The organism is Methylophaga frappieri, from assembly GCF_000260965.1.
Classification (GTDB): Bacteria; Pseudomonadota; Gammaproteobacteria; order Nitrosococcales; family Methylophagaceae; genus Methylophaga; species Methylophaga frappieri.
On sequence record NC_017856.1, the window covers coordinates 1,869,691 to 1,888,461 of the forward strand.

Annotated in this window: 10 protein-coding genes; 4 read left to right on the forward strand and 6 right to left on the reverse strand. The window is 51.1% G+C overall.

The annotated features are described in order from the left end of the window. Window positions 1–8: 8 nt before the first annotated feature. The 4 genes from Q7C_RS08940 to hemC are packed head-to-tail and all read right to left on the reverse strand — an operon-like array spanning window position 9 to window position 3,885. Complete coding sequence (locus Q7C_RS08940; protein ID WP_014704418.1) at window positions 9–1,196, reverse strand: heme biosynthesis HemY N-terminal domain-containing protein; 1,188 nt, start codon at window positions 1,194–1,196, stop codon at window positions 9–11. Then, window positions 1,193–2,224, reverse strand: coding sequence for a uroporphyrinogen-III C-methyltransferase (locus Q7C_RS08945; RefSeq protein ID WP_014704419.1), 1,032 nt, complete (start codon window positions 2,222–2,224; stop codon window positions 1,193–1,195). Before Q7C_RS08945 ends, Q7C_RS08940 begins: the two co-directional genes overlap by 4 nt. After that, a complete protein-coding gene (locus Q7C_RS08950) occupies window positions 2,199–2,966 on the reverse strand; it encodes a uroporphyrinogen-III synthase (RefSeq protein WP_014704420.1) in 768 nt (255 codons plus the stop codon). Before Q7C_RS08950 ends, Q7C_RS08945 begins: the two co-directional genes overlap by 26 nt. After that, window positions 2,956–3,885, reverse strand: a complete 930-nt coding sequence (gene hemC / locus Q7C_RS08955; RefSeq protein WP_014704421.1) for a hydroxymethylbilane synthase — start codon at window positions 3,883–3,885, stop codon at window positions 2,956–2,958. Before hemC ends, Q7C_RS08950 begins: the two co-directional genes overlap by 11 nt. 118 nt (window positions 3,886–4,003) lie before the next feature. Between hemC and argH the strand changes: the two genes are divergently transcribed. Beyond that, on the forward strand, window positions 4,004–5,404 hold the full coding sequence (gene argH / locus Q7C_RS08960) for an argininosuccinate lyase (RefSeq protein WP_041367071.1): 1,401 nt from the start codon (window positions 4,004–4,006) through the stop codon (window positions 5,402–5,404). 118 nt (window positions 5,405–5,522) lie between these two features. Here the strand turns inward: argH and Q7C_RS08965 are convergent, their stop codons facing one another. Both Q7C_RS08965 and Q7C_RS08970 read right to left on the reverse strand, forming a co-directional pair. Then, window positions 5,523–7,757: a TonB-dependent receptor gene (locus Q7C_RS08965; protein ID WP_014704423.1), complete on the reverse strand. Its 2,235-nt coding sequence runs from the start codon at window positions 7,755–7,757 to the stop codon at window positions 5,523–5,525. Between the two features lie 259 nt (window positions 7,758–8,016). Then, window positions 8,017–8,673 (reverse strand): Fe2+-dependent dioxygenase, encoded by a 657-nt coding sequence (locus Q7C_RS08970; RefSeq protein WP_014704424.1) that lies wholly within the window; start codon window positions 8,671–8,673, stop codon window positions 8,017–8,019. Between the two features lie 65 nt (window positions 8,674–8,738). Here Q7C_RS08970 and Q7C_RS08975 point away from each other — a divergent pair, with 65 nt between their 5' ends. From Q7C_RS08975 to Q7C_RS08985, 3 genes are all read left to right on the forward strand, one after another. Beyond that, the gene (locus Q7C_RS08975; protein WP_014704425.1) at window positions 8,739–9,551 is read left to right on the forward strand and encodes a hypothetical protein; all 813 of its coding nucleotides are present in this window, start codon (window positions 8,739–8,741) and stop codon (window positions 9,549–9,551) included. A 358-nt stretch (window positions 9,552–9,909) separates the two neighbouring features. Next, a complete protein-coding gene (locus Q7C_RS08980) occupies window positions 9,910–17,097 on the forward strand; it encodes a GLUG motif-containing protein (RefSeq protein WP_014704427.1) in 7,188 nt (2,395 codons plus the stop codon). Window positions 17,098–17,124: 27 nt separating this feature from the next. Next, window positions 17,125–18,753 (forward strand): ShlB/FhaC/HecB family hemolysin secretion/activation protein, encoded by a 1,629-nt coding sequence (locus Q7C_RS08985; protein ID WP_014704428.1) that lies wholly within the window; start codon window positions 17,125–17,127, stop codon window positions 18,751–18,753. Window positions 18,754–18,771 lie beyond the last annotated feature (18 nt).

The window sequence follows — 18,771 nt, forward strand, 5'->3', positions numbered from 1 at the left end:
TTACATCATTAAGTGTTTTTTAAGGTCCACTCCAACCCGTTACGATAAATTCCGGCTGCCACATCAAGTTTATCCTGAGCGCTTAACACATCGGCCAACGCCTGATAGGTTTCACCACGCGGCCCCTGTTCCAGACTGGTACGCAGATAGGCCTCTGCTTTTGCCCACAGTTTGCCGGCAGCGGCCAAACGCCCCAAGGTCAGTAATAAAATCGGATTTTCATCATGCTGTTTCAACCACTTTTCTGCAGTAGATAATCGTTTCAGCAAGTTACTACCCGGTATCAGACCATATTGATAAACCAGCTCATCACTCCAGTTTTTACGCAGGTAAGACTCAATCAGCATAACGCTGACACTGTAATTACCCTGCGCCATTTGCCCCCTGACGTACGGGATCAGCAAGGCTTCTGTCTGCTTGATCTTGCCACTGGTTTGTGCCCAGATTTGTTCCATCCGGCTCCAATCTTCACGAATCAGCGCGTGATGTAACTGCCCCACTGCCGCTTCGGCGCTAAGCGCATTGATAGCTTTATTATCCAGTACATGCCTTTTTCGCAGATCTGGTAAGACATGTTGCATTGCCTGCCATTGATCAGTTTCTTGGTACAACTGCTGCAACAGTTGCAACACATAAGGGTGTTTAGGGGCCACTTGGCGCAAATGCTGCAATGTGGCTAATGCCTGTTCTTTTTGACCGGCTGATAATTGCAACTCCGCCTGCACAACGCCAATCGCAATATCAGCACCGTTGGTCGTGTCATGTGCCAGCTTTAGATAGTCATCACGCCGCTCAGGTGCATTTTGTTTCTGTGCGGCGCGGGCTGCCGCAAGATAATGTAATAACGGGGTATCACTATTACCAGCATGGCGTAACAACATTGCTTCGGCTTCCGCCCATCGCCCTTCTTCCAACGTGATCAGGCCTTGCGTTAACGCTTTGGAAGCGCGTTTATGCTGTAGTTGCGTTTGCCAGTCCGACAGTCGGGCAGGCGCTTGCTTGATGAACACGGTAGTGCGCATTATCAGGTAAATGACGCTAAACAGAATCAATACCATGAGCACAAACACGATCAACGAAGTTTCCAAGGTCCAGCTCCCGTATTGCAACAGGACAAACCCAGGCTGAAAATCAGCTAACCAGACCAGCACACCACCCAAGACAAGGGCAGCAACCAGAATCAATACCAACTTCATGGCTGAAATTCCTCCAACCAACGCAGCGAACCACTGATATCCGGAATCTGCACCGCAATCGATTTTGATTTCATGGTTTGCAGCGAAGCTAAAACGGCATCGCGTTGATCACCGGTAAAATACTGCGCTAACCAATCTATACTGGACTGCAAACTACTTTCAAATACATTTTGCTTCCCCGATAACAGGGCAAAACGAGCTGTTTCCAGTTGTAGACGCAGATTCTGATACAAAAAATAGCGCTGCTCCGGCATCAATACGGCAGCAGGCGCATCATCTTGCTGCCGAATCACAACGAGTGACCGAAGCTGTTGCCAAATCTCACTAGCAGCTTGACGCCAACTTGAAGCCACCTGACTATTTGCCGCTGTTTCTGCCACCGGATCCCAACCAGGTTTCGGCCCTTTCACAACCTGCAATCGATCAATACCCTGGATGACACTTTGGATATCCGCCGACATCCCGGCAATGTCCGCCTTACTAACGGCATCCAACGCCAGTTTTTCTTCGGCAATCTGCTCTCGCAAAGGCTGCAACCGATAGTCATCCAACGTTTGTAACTTGTCATCAGCCAGTGTTAATGCCTGTCTGGCACCAGCAACATCCTTGGCCAGCATGCTGCGCTGATTGGCAAGCTGCAGAAGATAATCAATTTCGCTAAGTGTCCAGCGCAGACGAATTTCCCGATCGCTTAATCGCTCTCGCTGTTCCAAATCACGGATTGTCGCCGCCTGTTTATCCAGCATTTGCTGTTGTTCATTCACCTGCTGCTGCAGTTTTTTGTGGGCGCTGGTCGCCGCCGCAACCTGATTTGGCAGCGGCACTAACGGCGACAGTTGGTCATTTTGCGTGATCAGCAATTGCTGTTGTTGCCAAATCAGCCAAATTGCCACCAATCCCGGCACAGTAAGCACGAAAACCAGCCACCATAACGGGTTGCGCAGCGTTTGCTGCCAACGCGTATTTTTCGCTGATTTGTCGATTTCTGGGTTTTCAGTTGGCTCAGTGGACGAGGTGTTGTTGTCCATGCTTGGCTCCTGTCTCAATCAGTTTCTGCATGATAGCGGTGTCACTGGCATTATGGGTAACCAACACCTGGCTAAATCCCTTGGCCAGTGCCACATGCTTAATGCGCTCGCTAAGCACAATTAGCGGTTTGTTGAATAACGCCTTATTGGTAAATAATTGCACCAGATGGTCGACACTTTGCACACTGGTTGCCAGCAACATGTCACATTGACCCGCATCGGCAATGTCTTGCTCCAGAATACGCGGCAATTGACGTTTGTAAACTTCAATATACCGTACTGTGGCACCTCGCGCGTGAAGCGTATCGGCCAGTAATGGCCGCCCTCCCTGACCTCGAATAATAACTATTTTTTGTCCTGCCACATCCTGCAGTGCTGAAACAGAAAGTAAGCCTTCACTTCCACCAGGCTGTTCAGGGCATAATACGGTGTCAACGCCTTGTGTTGCCAATGCCTGTGCCGTGCCATTACCCACGGCGGCGTACTTGATCCGGGCAGGCAGTTTTTTCTGCAGACCAGTAAAAAAGAGATTCACGGCATTGCGACTGACAAAAATCAGCCAGTCTATTTTTCGCCAATCAATCTCCGGCCATTTATTCGCGGCAATCGGCTCAATATCAATCAGTGGTAATAAGACTGGCTCGCCACCGGCATCACGCACTGACCTCGCCAATTCCACTGCTTGTGAAATGGGTCGCGTTACCAGAATACGGAGCCCTGATAACGGCATTTCAGCGGTCATAAACATCCGACAAAATGGCGTCAGCACCTTGCGCAAGCAAACTATCCGCCAACGTTAAGCCCAACGCTTCAGCTTGGTCCGCGGCACCTTGAATATCATCAAACAACATTTCTGAACCATCAGGTCGGCCAACCAGACCTCGCAACCAGATTTGTCCATCCTCCAATACGGCATATCCGCCGATGGGCACTTGACACCCCCCTTGCAAACGACGATTCAAGGCTCGCTCTGCTTTGACCGTAATGGTCGTATCTGGGCAGGCCAAAGGCGCAATTAATGCGTTTAGTTCGGCATCATCGATGCGGGTCTCAATACCCAATGCACCCTGACCAATTGCCGGCAAACTTTGTTCTGCCGTTAAGGCACAGCGAATACGATCATGAAACTCGAGTCGTTCCAGACCGGCTTTGGCTAAAACGATGGCATCAAACTCACCGGCATCCAGTTTTGCCAAACGGGTATTAACATTGCCGCGCAACGGTTTAATCTGCAGATCTGGCCGATAATGTCGCAACTGACATTCACGGCGCAGGCTTGATGTTCCCACGACCGCGCCTTCAGGCAGATCATCGACATTGGCATAATGATTCGAAACAAACGCATCAAAAGGGTCATGCCGAGCACAAATCACAGGTAAATGCAGCCCATCCGGAAAAGCGACTGGCACATCTTTCATGGAATGGACCGCAATATCTGCCTCGCCTTCTTGCATGGCCACTTCAAGCTCCTTGACAAATAAGCCTTTGCCGCCCACTTTTGCCAATGGCGTATCCAGAATTTTGTCGCCTTTTGTTTTGATTTTAACTAACTCAATAGTCAGATGCGGGTGCATGGCTAACAGCGCATCACGGACAAACTCCGCCTGCCAGACGGCTAGCGGACTACGACGCGTCGCGATACGCACCAAGGCGTCTTTCATAGAAATGCATCCTGTCTTAATTGAACAAACAAAAGCATTATTCTAGCATTTACGGCTGCCCTGCCACGATAGCCGCGTTATAATGTGCGCACTTTTTGCCCGACGCACAGGCCTGTTTATGTCTGCATCTGAAAAAAAACTCTCTTCTGCCCGTCTCAGTCAACCAACCAACGCGTTTGTTGAAGAATTTACTGCATCGGTTCAGTTTGACCAGCGGCTCTTCCGACAAGATATCCAAGGCTCGATTGCCCACGCCACCATGCTGTCACAAGTTGGCGTGCTGACCGACGCGGAACGTCAGGCGATTATTAAGGGCTTAACACAAATCGAAACCGAAATTGACGCCGGTGAGTTTAATTGGTCGATAGCGCAAGAAGATGTGCACATGAACATCGAAGCGCGTCTCATTCAGCTTATCGGCGAAACCGGTAAAAAACTCCACACTGGTCGCTCCCGAAATGATCAGGTTGCCACCGATGTGCGTTTATATCTGCGAGATATGATTCAGCCTATCCGGCGTGAATTACTCAGACTGCAATCCGCTTTACTGGATGTTGCGGAACGTGAAGCAGAAACCATTTTACCTGGGTTTACTCACTTACAAACTGCCCAGCCGGTGACCTTTGGTCACCATCTATTGGCATGGTACGAAATGCTGGCACGAGACGCTGAACGGCTGGATGATTGCAAAAAACGTCTAAACAGTTTGCCATTAGGGGCGGCCGCTTTGGCCGGCACAACCTTTCCGATTGACCGTGAACTAACCGCGTCATTGCTCGGCTTTGATCGCATTTGCCGGAACTCACTGGATGCCGTCAGCGACCGCGATTTTGCCATTGAGTTTAATAGCGTCGCCGCCATGCTGATGATGCATTTATCGCGATTCTCCGAAGAGCTGATTATCTGGTCATCCGCGCAGTTCGACTTTGTTGATTTGGGCGATGCATTTTGTACCGGCTCATCGATCATGCCGCAAAAGAAAAATCCGGATGTGCCTGAGCTGATTCGCGGTAAAACCAGTCGCGTCTATGGCAACCTGTTTAACTTGCTAACCTTGATGAAAAATCAGCCGCTGGCTTATAACAAGGATAATCAGGAAGACAAAGAACCCTTGTTTGATACCATTGATACCTTGCTTGGTTCACTGCGTGTCTATGCCGACATGATGGCCGGCATCACCGTCAATGCAGACAATATGCGAAATGCCGCCCTCAAAGGCTATGCTACCGCAACCGACCTGGCAGATTATCTGGTTCGACGTGGCGTGCCCTTTCGGGATGCCCATGAAGTGGTCGGTTTATCCGTGGCCTATGGTATCAAGCAGAAAAAAGATTTGTCTGAGCTCAGCCTGGCAGAGCTACAACAATTCAGCCCGCACATTGATAACGATGTGTTTGATGTGCTGACGCTCGAAGGCTCTGTTGCCGCCAGAGATCATATTGGCGGCACTGCACCACAGCGGGTTCGGCAGGCAATCGGTCAGGCGCGCCAGGAACTTGCAAATCTATCCAAAGATTAATGCCAACATTAAGCATCTGATCGCCGATTTGTTCACGGTTCAATCAACAAAAAAGCGAGCCAATCAACTGACTGGCTCGCTTCTTATAATGTAAACCGTCTTTACGGAAGCTATCCGTTTAGAAATCCAATGTTGCTGATAGGGTGAGGGTTCGAGGCGTGCCCAACACCAGATAGCCATTGTTTTCAAAACCACCGGCCGAAGCCCAGTAATCGCGATCAAACAGATTGTGTACACGAGCACGTAAGGTCAGCACTTTGCCATTGACCTCAGCTAAATAGCGTGCACCGACATCCAAACGGGTCCAACTCGACAGTTCCAGTTGGTTTGCCGCATCCGCATAACGCGATCCGGTATAAACAACCCGGCCATCCAATGCCAACCCTTGCAGGAACGGTACTTCCCACTCCGCGCCGATATTGGCTTGCCACTCAGGAACACCAATAACATCGTTGCCATCCAGCTGCGGATTACCAGTGTCACGTTGTTCTGCATCCAACCAGGTCACCCCGCCCAGTAATTTAATGGTATCGGTCAACATACCAAAACTGGTGAGCTCAACCCCTTGATGACGATCTTCCCCCGAAGTAGTAAAGACCGGCGCTGCAGGATTGCTGACATCGGTATAAGAGCGGGGTTTATCTGTCGTGAAAAAGCTCAGATTGCCGCCCAACTCGCCGCCATCAAAACGGATACCGACTTCTTTTTGTACCGCCACATAAGGGCTTTGTTGCTGCCCGCCATTGGTAAGGCTGACGGCACTGCCATTAATTGTCGTTGTTTGTGGCGCCGTATCACCTTGGCGCAGGTTTTCAATGTAATTACCATACACAGACCAGCTTGGCGTCAGATTCAACACCACCCCGGCAACCGGCGTATTCTCAGTTTCTTTATAGCGGGTTTCGGTGAACGTATTGTAGGCAAAATTGGTGCTTTCAATCGTTTGCCGGCGGATGCCTACGGTAATTTTCAAGTTGTCATCAAATAGTGACAAGGTGTCACCGATCGCATAACTTTCTAATTCTGTCCGCTGGTTCAATGCCGGCGAACGCAGATCATTACCGATGAAACTGGCGCTACTGAAATCCGGCCGAGCATAATATTGCGGGTTGTAGAGGTTCGTCAGTAACACATTATTGCCATCAAATCCGGCAAAGGCATTTTTGGTTTCCCGCTCAAAGAAAGACGCCGAAATCACCCAGTCATGGCCGATTGCACCGGTTTCAAATGAACCGCGCAAGCCAAGCTCACCGGTATCGATATCATCTTCGCGGGTATTATCAAAACGTTGTGCCCGTGCTGCACCCGTATTGGAGTTTGTGACCGTGATATTGGCCAGCGAGTTTGCCTCATCAGTACGGCGCATACCATAGGCCGCCCAACCGGTAATGCTGTCAGTGAAATCATACTCGCCACGCAAGGTACCAAAAACATCATCCTCATCAGAGTAAGTCCAGGGTTGCGCCCAGTTACTGTCTGAGTCTGGCGCAGATGGAATCGCTGTTACCCCCGGACCGGACAAGGTGACATTAGTGCGGGTTTCATCAAGCTGGTTATCCTGCCAGCCAATATCCGCCGACAACCGTGCCCGATCACCACGCCAATCCAGCCCGACTGAAAACAGGCCTAGCTCTGTTTTTTCATCATCAACCGCCGTACTGCCATCGCGATAGGCTGCGTTTACGCGTACCCCAAACTGTTTTTGTTCACCAAAACGGCGGGCAATATCGGCCGACGCATAACCTTGTTCAAAGTGATCGGTGCCAACGGTAATGCGGTTCAAGTCTTCATTTGGCGCCCGTTTTGGCACAAGATTAATGCTACCGCCAATCCCACCACCACTCGGTGACGCCCCCATCAAAAAGGCTGATGCGCCGCGCAGCACCTCGACCCGTTCAAACAGTTCAGTCGCAATATATTGGCGCGGTAATAACGAATACAGGCCGTTATAGGCAATATCGTCTGATCCCAAAATAAAACCGCGAATAAAGAAGGATTCCTGAAAATTCCCAAAACCGCGCGCCACCCGGACGCCCGGATCATTTTGTAAAACATCCCCAACGCCACGTGCCTGGCGATCCTGAATCAACTCATTGGTATAACTGGTAATGCTAAAAGGCGAATCCATGTAATCCAGATTACCCAAAATACCGGCTCGACCGGCCGTCGCTACCTGACCACCCGGATAGGCTTCTGCCAACCCTTCAGCTGAAGCATCGGCACTGGCTGTCACCGTCATGGTTTCCAATGTTTTACCCGAATCTGACGGGGTTGATTCGGCGGCAAAACTGATACTGGTAACGCCTGCCAAGGCGAGATTAACGAATAATGAAATCGCGGTTTTCCGGGACATTTAAAGATTCCTGAAAGAAAAGTATGGAGACAGTTTAAACGTGCACAACTTAAAAATAAATAATAATGATTACTATTTACGATAAAAAGAGACGGCTGTTGTATAAAAACAACATACAATATTCAGAAAACCGGTTTCGCCACGCAAGTCAAAGCGTGTCTTGATCAAAAGCCATACTTCTCGATTAACGCTACGCTGAGGCACAAGACAGCAAACTCGGCCAAGCCAATACCTCAAGTACACCGTCTGTGCCTGATATTTAGCTATCTAACCAGTAACGCAAAAGATTATTTCGAACCTTCGATAAGCGGTCGTACTGCTCGGTTTTGCCATTGGCATCAAATTCGCCTCGCAGACTTAACTCAAGATCAAACAACATTTCACGCTGTATCGGGTCCCGTATCCGACTGGTCAACCAGCCAACAATAACCAGACGCTCGCCGTCAGTCACCGGATTGACACGATGCAGGTAAGTGGATGGATACAGTACTAACTCTCCTGCTGGCAATTTCCAGGCGCGATCGCCACTGTGATCAGCCAACACCAGCTCACCACCTTGATAATCGGTACTGTCGGACAAAAACAAGGTAAAGGAAATATCGGTACGTTGATTATCTATCACCGCTTCATCAACGTGATTGCCATAATACATGCCGCTTTGATAACGACTGAGCATAAGACGAACAAACTTTGCTGGTCGAGTCGCTTGCAGAAATAAATCATTTTTCAGAAGCCGCTGCTCTACCATCGAGAGCATCCCTTTTGTCGCCACACTATCTGCTTGCTGGTTCTGTTTAACCTGTTTGGCAGCACGGCCAGCGGTATGCTCACCGTGGTAAAAGTCAGTTTCCCTAGCGACCTCTTGAATGACGTCTAAATCCGTCGGACTAAAACACGATGACAACTGTAAAATCATATTGAGAACGTTTCTCATTTATGGCAATGTGAGATCATTATAAATCACAACTAAAGGGCAACACGATGCAAGAAAACCGAAAAAAATGGATCAGCTTGGGCGTGGCACTGGCCAGCGGCGTCAGCACCAGCGCCTTGGCAGCTGATTTTGTTGATCACAACCATACGCACAGCAATATCGTTCTTGCCGCAGCCGGTGAGGGCGAAGGAGAAGGTGAGGGTGAAGGCGCGGGTGTCACCGTCATTGACCTTAAAGTGAATGATGTTGCTTACCTCACCCGACTTGGCCTGATTCGAGGTCACTTGTTAGTTGGCTATCAGCTTTATAGCGAAGGCAAGACCGAAATGGCGATTACCCACATGAAACATCCGCGGGATGAACTCTACACTGGGTTGGTGCCAGCTATTGAGCATCGCGGCGGCGAACGCTTTGATGCTGCCCTGACAAAGCTGGCTGACAGTATCACAAATAAAGCTTCACAAGAAGCGGTCACCGCAGCTTATCAAGATCTGGAAAAAGGCATCAAAGCCGCTGAATCTGTGGTGGATATCGATCTCAAAACCAGTCTGCAAAGCATTAAAGAATTGGTTCGCACCGCAGCCGATGAATACGCGATAGGCGTTGAGGAGGGCAAATTGGTCAATGTACATGAATATCAGGATGCTTATGGCTTTGTCGAACTGGCCAAACGCCGCCTTGACGAATTACCAGAAGGACTGCGTCAACAATCTGCTGACAGCTTCGACAAGGTCAATGGGTACCTGAACGGCGTATCAGACATGTGGCCGGGCATTGCTCCCGAAGGCGACGTTGACGGAGATGCCTCACGGCTATACGGCGCCGCAGCACGTATCGAAATCGAAGCGTTAAATTATTAGGGCCCGCTTATCTCTCATAGCCGCTAGGAGTGGTGGCGATGAAAGATAAACAGGCGCTAGATCAAAAGCCGGGCTGAGTGACTCAGCCCGGCACTGGCTTTGGCTAAATCCCCCCTTCCCTGTGCCGCAATAACCAAAATGCTCTCCCCCCTTTTGTTATTTTTTGGCACTACCTGAAACACAAGACTTGCATAAAAATGTGAACTAGTTATCATTTTTATCTGGTCGGTTATGACGAAACTCGAAAAAACCTGACCTATTCTTGCTTTTTCTGCACAAGCAGCCTTAAAAAAACCGGCCCATCAGGATAGCCTGTAAAAACTGCTACCCATCTCGGCCAGGCAAAAAGGAAGTCGCCATGAACCATATTTACACGTTGATTTGGAACGCTGCTTTAGGCTTATGGCAAGTCACCAGTGAACTACAGCACACCAACGGCAAGCGCAGCAATAGTGCTCACCGTGGACACAGACTCAAACTGCTCGCCACGCTCGGTTTGACCCTGCTTGCTCCTATCAGCTATGCCGATACCCTGCCCAGCGGTGGCAATATTGTGGCTGGTAACGGCGATATTCATGGCAATGGCACCACACTAAATATCAACCAACACAGCGACAAGCTAGCCATCGACTGGGACAATTTTTCGATTGGCAAAAACAACGCCGTTAATTTTCATCAGCCCGATAGCAATGCCGCCGCCTTAAACCGTGTCACCGGCCATGACATTTCTGATATCCGCGGCGCATTGAATGCCAATGGCCGGGTATTTCTGATCAACGCCAACGGCATCAACTTCAGCGAGACCGCGCGGGTCGATGTTGGCAGTCTGGTCGCCTCAACCTTACCTATCAGCACCGAAGACTTTCTGGCCGGTAACTATACCTTTGCCGGCAACAGCAGTAATGCTGTAGTCAACCATGGCAACATCACCACGATAAATGGCGGCACCGTTGCCATGATTGCCGCAGAAATCATCAACACTGGCAATATCAGCACGCCGCAAGGTCATACGCTGATGGGTGCTGGCAGCACCGTCGTGTTGGATCTGGGCGGCCCGGTGAAAATCGAAGTCAAACAGGCCACCTTGGATACCTACATTGAACAAGGCGGCGCTATTCGCGCTGACGGTGGTCTGATCTACTTAACCGCCAAAGCCGCCAGTGATATTGCCAGTAGTGTCATTAACCATACCGGTATCACCGAGGCCACCACCCTCGCCACTGGTGAAAACGGCCAAATCTTTTTAATGGGCGATATGCAGCACGGCACCGTCAAGGTGGCCGGCACACTCGACGCCAGCGCCAAACAAGGCGATGGCGGCTTTATCGAAACCAGTGCCGCGAACGTTAACCTAAACCCGGCAACCGAAATCACCACCAAAGCCAACAACGGCAACACCGGTAACTGGCTGATTGACCCAACAAACTTTACCATTGAAGCAGGCGCTGGCACACAAACAGACAACAGCATCGGGGCGAGCGAACTGCAAGACCAACTCGCCAATAACAACGTCGAAATCGAAACCGTAGACACAGGCTCAGAACAAGGCGACATCACCGTTGCTGCCGATGTGTCATGGGATGCCAACACCACCTTAACGCTCACTGCCGATAATGATATCGCCATCAACAATACCATTACCGCAACCGATGGCGGTTTAACCCTGAATGCCGCCGGTGACATTACCACCTCTGGCAGCGGTACGATTAATGTTGACACCTTTACCCTTGAAAATGGCGACTGGACACAAATCAACGCCACCCTGCCCGACTTTGCGGTGAATGACTTCCGTATTACGGGTGGTACTTTCATCCGTGCGCTCAGTGGTGATGGCTCTGCAACCCCTTATCAACTCACCGATATTTACGGTGTGCAAGGCATGGCGACGCTGCTCGATACAGACTTTGCTTTGGCCAACAATATTGATGCCAGCAGCACTGTGAACTGGCACAACGGTGCGGGATTTGTCCCAGTTGGTGATACCTTCACTAACAGCTTCACTGGCAGTTTTGATGGGCTTGGCAATGAAATAAGCAATCTCACCATTAACCGCAGCACAATGAATTATGTCGGTCTATTTGGTCATGCGGGCTCAGGAAGTACCATCAAAAATATTGGTGTCACCAATGCCAATATCAACGGCAACAGATATGTCGGTACACTGGCGGGGCAAAACAACAGCACCATTAGCAATAGTTATGCTACAGGTACCGTGACAGGCACACAAAACCGTGTCGGCGGACTGGTGGGGGAAAACTACAGCACCATCAGCAATAGCTATGCCACAGGCACCGTTTCAGGAGCAAACACTGTCGGCGGACTGGTGGGGTATAACGGCACCAATGGCACTATCAGCAACAGCTATGCCACAGGCACAGTAACAGGCACAGGTAACGCTATCGGCGGACTGGTGGGGATTAACGGCTTCGGCAGCAGCAGCATCAGCAACAGCTATGCCACAGGCACCGTTTCAGGGGCAAACGCTGTCGGTGGACTGGTGGGGTATAACGATGGCAGCTCCATCAGCAATAGCTATGCCACAGGCGAGGTATCAGGCTCAGACCAGGTTGGCGGAGTGGTAGGGATTGACGAGGGCACCATCGAAAACAGCTTCTGGAATACCCAAACTTCAGGGCAAGCCAATGGCATAGGTCTAAATCTCAATTATCAAACCACCGTAGGCCTAACCACTGCTGAGATGTTTGACAAAGACAGCTTCACAGGCTTTGACTTGACTACCATCTGGGCAAATGCGGATAACCAAACTACGCCGTATTTACGTGGTTTAAGTGGTAATCAAGTATTTATCAAAACAGATGCGCCAACCGATGCGGCAAGCGCGGCAAATAAACACTACACCGTGATTCAAAACGTCGACCAACTACAAGCCATGCAAAACAACTTGGCAGGACGTTATGCGTTGGGTAATGACATTGATGCCAGCGGCACTGTGAACTGGCACAACGGTGTGGGATTTGACCCAGTTGGTGAAACCTTCACTAATAGGTTCACGGGCAGTTTTGATGGGCTTGGCAATGAAATAAGCGGTCTCACCATTAACCGCAGCACAATGAATTATGTCGGTCTATTTGGTTACACAAGCCCAGGTACCAACATCAGCAACATTGGCCTTACCAATGCGGATATCACAGGGGCTAGCTCTGTCGGCGCACTGGTGGGGGTTAACGGCGGCACCATCAACAACAGCTATGCCTCAGGCACCGTTTCAGGTACAAGCACTGCTGTCGGCGCACTGGCGGGACGGAGCAATGGCACCATCAGTAACAGCTATGCCACAGGCACTGTTTCAGGCTTAGGCGCTGTTGGTGGCCTGGTGGGAGTTAACAGCACCAACAGCAGCATAAGCAACAGCTATGCCACCGGCACAGTGACAAGTGTAAGTGATGTCGGCGGACTGGTGGGGATTAACGGCATCAATGCCACTATCAGCAACAGCTATGCCACAGGCGGCGTGTCTGGCTCAGGCTATGTCGGTGGATTGGCAGGATATAGTGAAGGCAACATCGAAAACAGCCACGCCACCGGCACGGTGTCAGGTACAACTCAAGTCGGCGGACTGGTGGGGGGTAACGACCTTATCACCATCAGCGATAGCTATGCCACCGGTGAGGTATCAGGCATAGACCGAGTTGGCGGACTAGTGGGGTATAACTACGCCAGCATCATCAGCAACAGCTATGCCACCGGTGCGGTGTCAGGTACAGACATCAATGTCGGCGGACTGGTGGGAGCTAACGGGGGCAGCAACAGCAACGGCATCAGCAGCATCAGCAACAGCTATGCCACTGGCACAGCGACAGGTACAGATCAAGTCGGCGGACTGGTAGGGTTTAACGGCTTCGGCAGCAGCATCAGCAACAGCTATGCCACCGGCGCCGCATCGGGCACAGACTATGTCGGCGGACTGGCAGGAGTTAACTCCCACACCATCAGCAACAGCTATGCTACAGGCGCTGTTTCAGGCCAATTCGCTGTCGGCGGACTAGTGGGACAAAACCTAGTCGACATCGAAAACAGCTTCTGGGATACCGATACAACAGGCACAACAACAGGTATTGGTGAGAACACTGGCTTGATCACCACTATTTTTGGCAAAACCACCGCTGAGATGCAGCAACTTGCCACCTTTACCGATGCGGGCTGGGATATTGATGATGCCGGCGGTACCGGCAAAATCTGGCGCATCTATGAAGGCCACACCACCCCCTTGCTACGCAGCTTCCTGACACCGCTGAATATAGCGCCAGACTACGATGGCACAGGCACTGCCTTACCCAGTCTTGCCAAGGTAACGGTGCCAACCACTGGCGTGGATAGCACAAAAGTAAACGGCACATTAACCCAAGGCGACAGCTTAACCCTGACTAGCGCTACAGATGGGCAGTACACCGCCACCGCCAATGCTTCAGGTTTGTACTCTACCCAGGATGGCTATGACATTACTTATAGCCGTGATATTGAAACCACCGGCACAACCGCAGGCAATATTCAAATCGATAACGGTGTTGAATGGACAGACGGTCATTTAATTATTCAAGGCAATGTTACTGATGCCGCCGCTATTCAAGGCGGTACAGATAGTATCTTTACGCTAGAAAATGGCGACTGGACACAAATCAACGCCACCCTGCCCGACTTTGCGGTGAATGACTTCCGTATTACGGGTGGTACTTTCATCCGTGCGCTCAGTGGTGATGGCTCTGCAACCCCTTATCAACTCACCGATATTTACGGTGTGCAAGGCATGGCAACGCTGCTCGATACAGACTTTGCTTTGGCCAACAACATTGATGCCAGCGGCACTGTGAACTGGCACAACGGTGCGGGATTTGTCCCAGTTGGTGATACATCCACCAACTTCACGGGCAGTTTTGATGGGCTTGGCAATGAAATAAGCAGTCTCACCATTAACCGTGGCACAATGAATTATGTCGGTCTATTTGGTCGTGCAGGCTCAGGTAGTACCATCAAAAATATTGGTGTCACCAATGCCAATATCAAAGGCTACAGATATGTCGGTACACTGGCGGGGCAAAACTACAGCACCATTAGCAATAGTTATGCTACAGGTACCGTGACAGGCACACAAGACCGTGTCGGCGGACTGGTGGGGGAAAACTACAGCACCATCAGCAATAGCTATGCCACAGGCACCGTTTCAGGAGCAAACACTGTCGGCGGACTGGTGGGGTATAACGATGGCATTTCCAGCACCATTAGCAATAGCTATGCCACCGGCACCGTGTCCGGAACAGGCTATATCGGCGGACTGGTGGGAGAGAACACCTTCGACGGCACCATCAACAACAGCTATGCCACAGGCACCGTTTCAGGGGCAAACACTGTCGGTGGACTAGCGGGGTATAACGATGGCAGCTCCATCAGCAACAGCTATGCCACAGGCGAGGTATCAGGCTCAGACCAGGTTGGCGGAGTGGTAGGGATTGACGAGGGCACCATCGAAAACAGCTTCTGGAATACCCAAACTTCAGGGCAAGCCAATGGCGTTGGCGTTGGATCTACCACAGGCGTCACCGGCAAAACCACCGCTGAGATGCAGCAACTTGCCACCTTTACCGATGCGGGCTGGGATATTGATGATGCCGGCGGTACCGGCAAAATCTGGCGCATCTATGAAGGCCACACCGCGCCACTCCTGCGTAGTTTTCTGAGTCCATTAACGGCCAATATTAGCGGCACGAACATGGTTGAATATAACGGCACGAATCAGTTTGCGGTCAGTCTTGCAGATATCGGCTTTACCCCGACTGATTACGACAGCGCCCAAGTAGCCATAGGCGCTGATGGGCGTTTTCAAACAGCCAGTAAAGATGTTGGCAGCTATACCGGTAGCGACTTGACCTTTACTAACGCTATTTACTCAACACAGCAAGGCTACGACCTCACCGTAAATATCGATGCTAATGTCAGTGTCGAGATCACGCCCAAAGCCCTGACCTTAAGCGGCATTCAGGCCAATAACAAAGTCTATGATGGCACCACCAGCGCCGTGATCAGTGGTAACGCCAGCCTTGGCGGGCTGATTTCCGGTGACAGTGTTGCTTTGAGCAATGGCACCATCAGCGGCAGCTTTGCTGATAAAAACGTCGGCATGGATAAGGCGATCACGGTGACCGGCTATGGCCTGTCCGGTGCGGATGCGGGTAACTACCGGCTTGCCCAGTCCTCTGACATCACTGCGGATATTACGCCTAAAGCCCTGACCTTAAACGGCATTCAGGCCAATAACAAAGTCTATGATGGTACCACCAGCGCAGTGATCAGCGGTAACGCCAGTCTAGGTGGGCTGATTGCCGGTGACAATGTAGCATTGAACAGCAGCACCATCAGTGGCAGCTTTGCCGATAAAAATGTCGGTACCGGCAAGGCGGTCAACGTCACCGGCTATGGCCTGGCGGGCGTAGATGCCGCTAACTACCGGCTTGCCCAGTCCACTGGTATCACTGCGAATATCACACCCAAAGCGCTGATCCTGACCGCCATTAACGATAGCAAAATCTATGATGGCACGACCCTCTCCTCTGGCGAAGTGCAGGCAGATGGATTGGTCGCTGGTGATAGCGTGGCAGGACTAACGCAGGTGTATGACAACAAAAATGCCGGTACAGGTAAAACCCTAAGCGTTGTCGAAACCGGTTATACCGTCACCGATACTGATAGTGCCGATATGCTGAATAACTATGCAGTGACCTATGTTGCTGACAGCAGCGGCGTGATTACGCCCAAAGCCCTGACCTTGACTGCCGTCACTGACAGCAAAACCTATGATGGCACGACCCTCTCCTCTGGCGAAGTGCAGGCAGATGGATTGGTCGCTGGTGATAGCGTGGCAGGACTAACGCAGGTGTATGACAACAAAAATGCCGGCACCGGTAAAACCTTAAACGTTGTCGAAACTGGCTATACCGTCACCGATGCTGATAGTGCCGATATGCTGAATAACTATGCGGTGACCTATGTTGCTGACAGCAGCGGCGTGATTACGCCCAAAGCCCTCATCCTGACTGCCGTACCTGACAGCAAAACTTACGACGGTAGCACCGTATCTGGTGGCGTCGTTCAGGTTGATGGACTAGTGGCCGGTGACAGCGCAGCCGGCATGATGCAGGTGTATGACAACAACGCGATCGGCACCGATAAAACCTTAAGTGTTGTCGAAACCGGCTACAGCCTTATCGATGGCGATAATGCCGACATGCGCCAGAACTACAGCGTCAGTTACGTTGACAACACTTCTGGGGTCATCACACCGTTGGTAAACCGCCAAATCAATTCAGCCATTGCCTCGGCTCAGCAACTGTTCGACCCGAGTCAGACTGAACCGGCTGGTGCCGACGCCAATTGGAACCCGCTCGATCAAGCTGACGTCGGGTCGAATCAAACCGACCAGCCCGATACCAGTGAGTTGAGTCAGTCTGATCAAGATGACGCCGAGGCGAGCCAACAAGGTCATGGCCAGACCGTCATCATCGTTGAAGGCACCGGAATCCGGTTACCTGAATAAATCCGCTTTACTCGGAGTCAATTTGTTGTGAAATCGTACTTTTCCGTTATCTTTACCAGCGCCGCATTGCTGGTCAGCGCCCAGAGTTATGCCCAAACACCTCCCGATGCCGGGCAGATCTTGCAGCAAAACCAGCAAGATCAACTGCAACCCCTGGCGCCATCTGTTGATATTGAGCTAAATGGCACGCCCTTGACCACCCCGGCACAGGGCGGCATTGAGATCGCTTTAAAGCGCATTGTGATAACCGGTAATACGGTTTTTTCATCACAAACCTTGCTGAATGAACTTGGCGATACCGCACTGGCACCCAAGGATATCGCTGGACTCTGGCAACTGGCCAATCAAATCAGCACCTATTATCGCCAGCAAGGCTATGCCTTTGCCCGGGCTATCCTGCCAGCACAGGAACTCAGCGATGGCGAACTAACCATTCAGGTGATTGAAGGGCGTTATGGCGAGGTAGACACCACTGGCGATAGCGCATTGAGCGGCGCTGTCCGACCGTATCTCGGAATATTCGAATCTGGTGAACTGATTAACACCGAGCAGCTTGAACGACAAATGCTGATAGTGGGCGATCTGCCCGGCGTTGACATATTGCCCGTTATGCGGCCCGGCAACAATGTTGGTGAGGGGGATTTGCTGGTGACCGCACAACCCGCACCACGTCTCGCTGGTTATGTTGGAGTGGATAATCACGGCAACCGTTATGCTGGTGAATACCGCATGCTCGGCAATGTGCAGATAAATCGTTTACTCACACTTGGCGACACCTTGTCAGTCACGGCACTTTATACCAGTGAGGATACCTGGCTGGGTGGCATTGGCTACAGTTTGCCACTGGGTATCACCGGTGTGCGCGGCTTTATTGACTATGCCCATACTGATTACACGCTGGGCAAAGGCTTTGAAGGTTATGAAGGCCGCGCCAAAGTCACCACGGCTGGGCTCAGTTATCCCCTTATTCGTAGCCAGCAACGTAACTTGGTTGTTAAAGCGGCATACCGCTACAAGGAACTGGATGATGAAATCCGTTTCGCCGATGTTGACCGCGGCACCGATAGTCATTCCTTGCCCGTTACTCTGCAATTTGACCAGCGTGATAGCTTTGCCGGTGGCGGCGTCACATTCGGTGAATTGAGCTGGACTACGGGCCGCATTAATGTCGATGCGGCACAGGAAGGTGATGATGATTACCGCTTCAATAAACTGAATCTGCAACTGGCGCGGCAGCAAAGTCTGGCAAGCCTCAGTCCTGCTCTAACCCTGTTTACCCAGTTTCGCGGGCAATGGGCTGACCGGGATTTTCTGGATGGTTCCGAAAGTTTCCTGCTCGGCGGCACGCAGGGTGTTCGAGCCTATCCTGTCGGCGAAGGCTCGGATAGCAAAGGCCTGCTGGCACAAATCGAATTACGTTATGCCACGCAACTCGGTCTTCAGCCGTATCTGTTTTATGATGTCGGGCGCAGCATCCGGGGGGATGAAGACGGTCATGCACGCAGCATTTCCGGGGCCGGTTTCGGTGCCCGGTATGGCTATCAATCCGTCAATATTGATGCCAGTCTGGCTTGGCCATTAACTGGCGGCGACCCGCAGTCTGATGATAAAGACGATGAACCGCGCATCTGGGTCTCCGCGACTTACCAGTTCTGATTCAGATAAAACAACCCG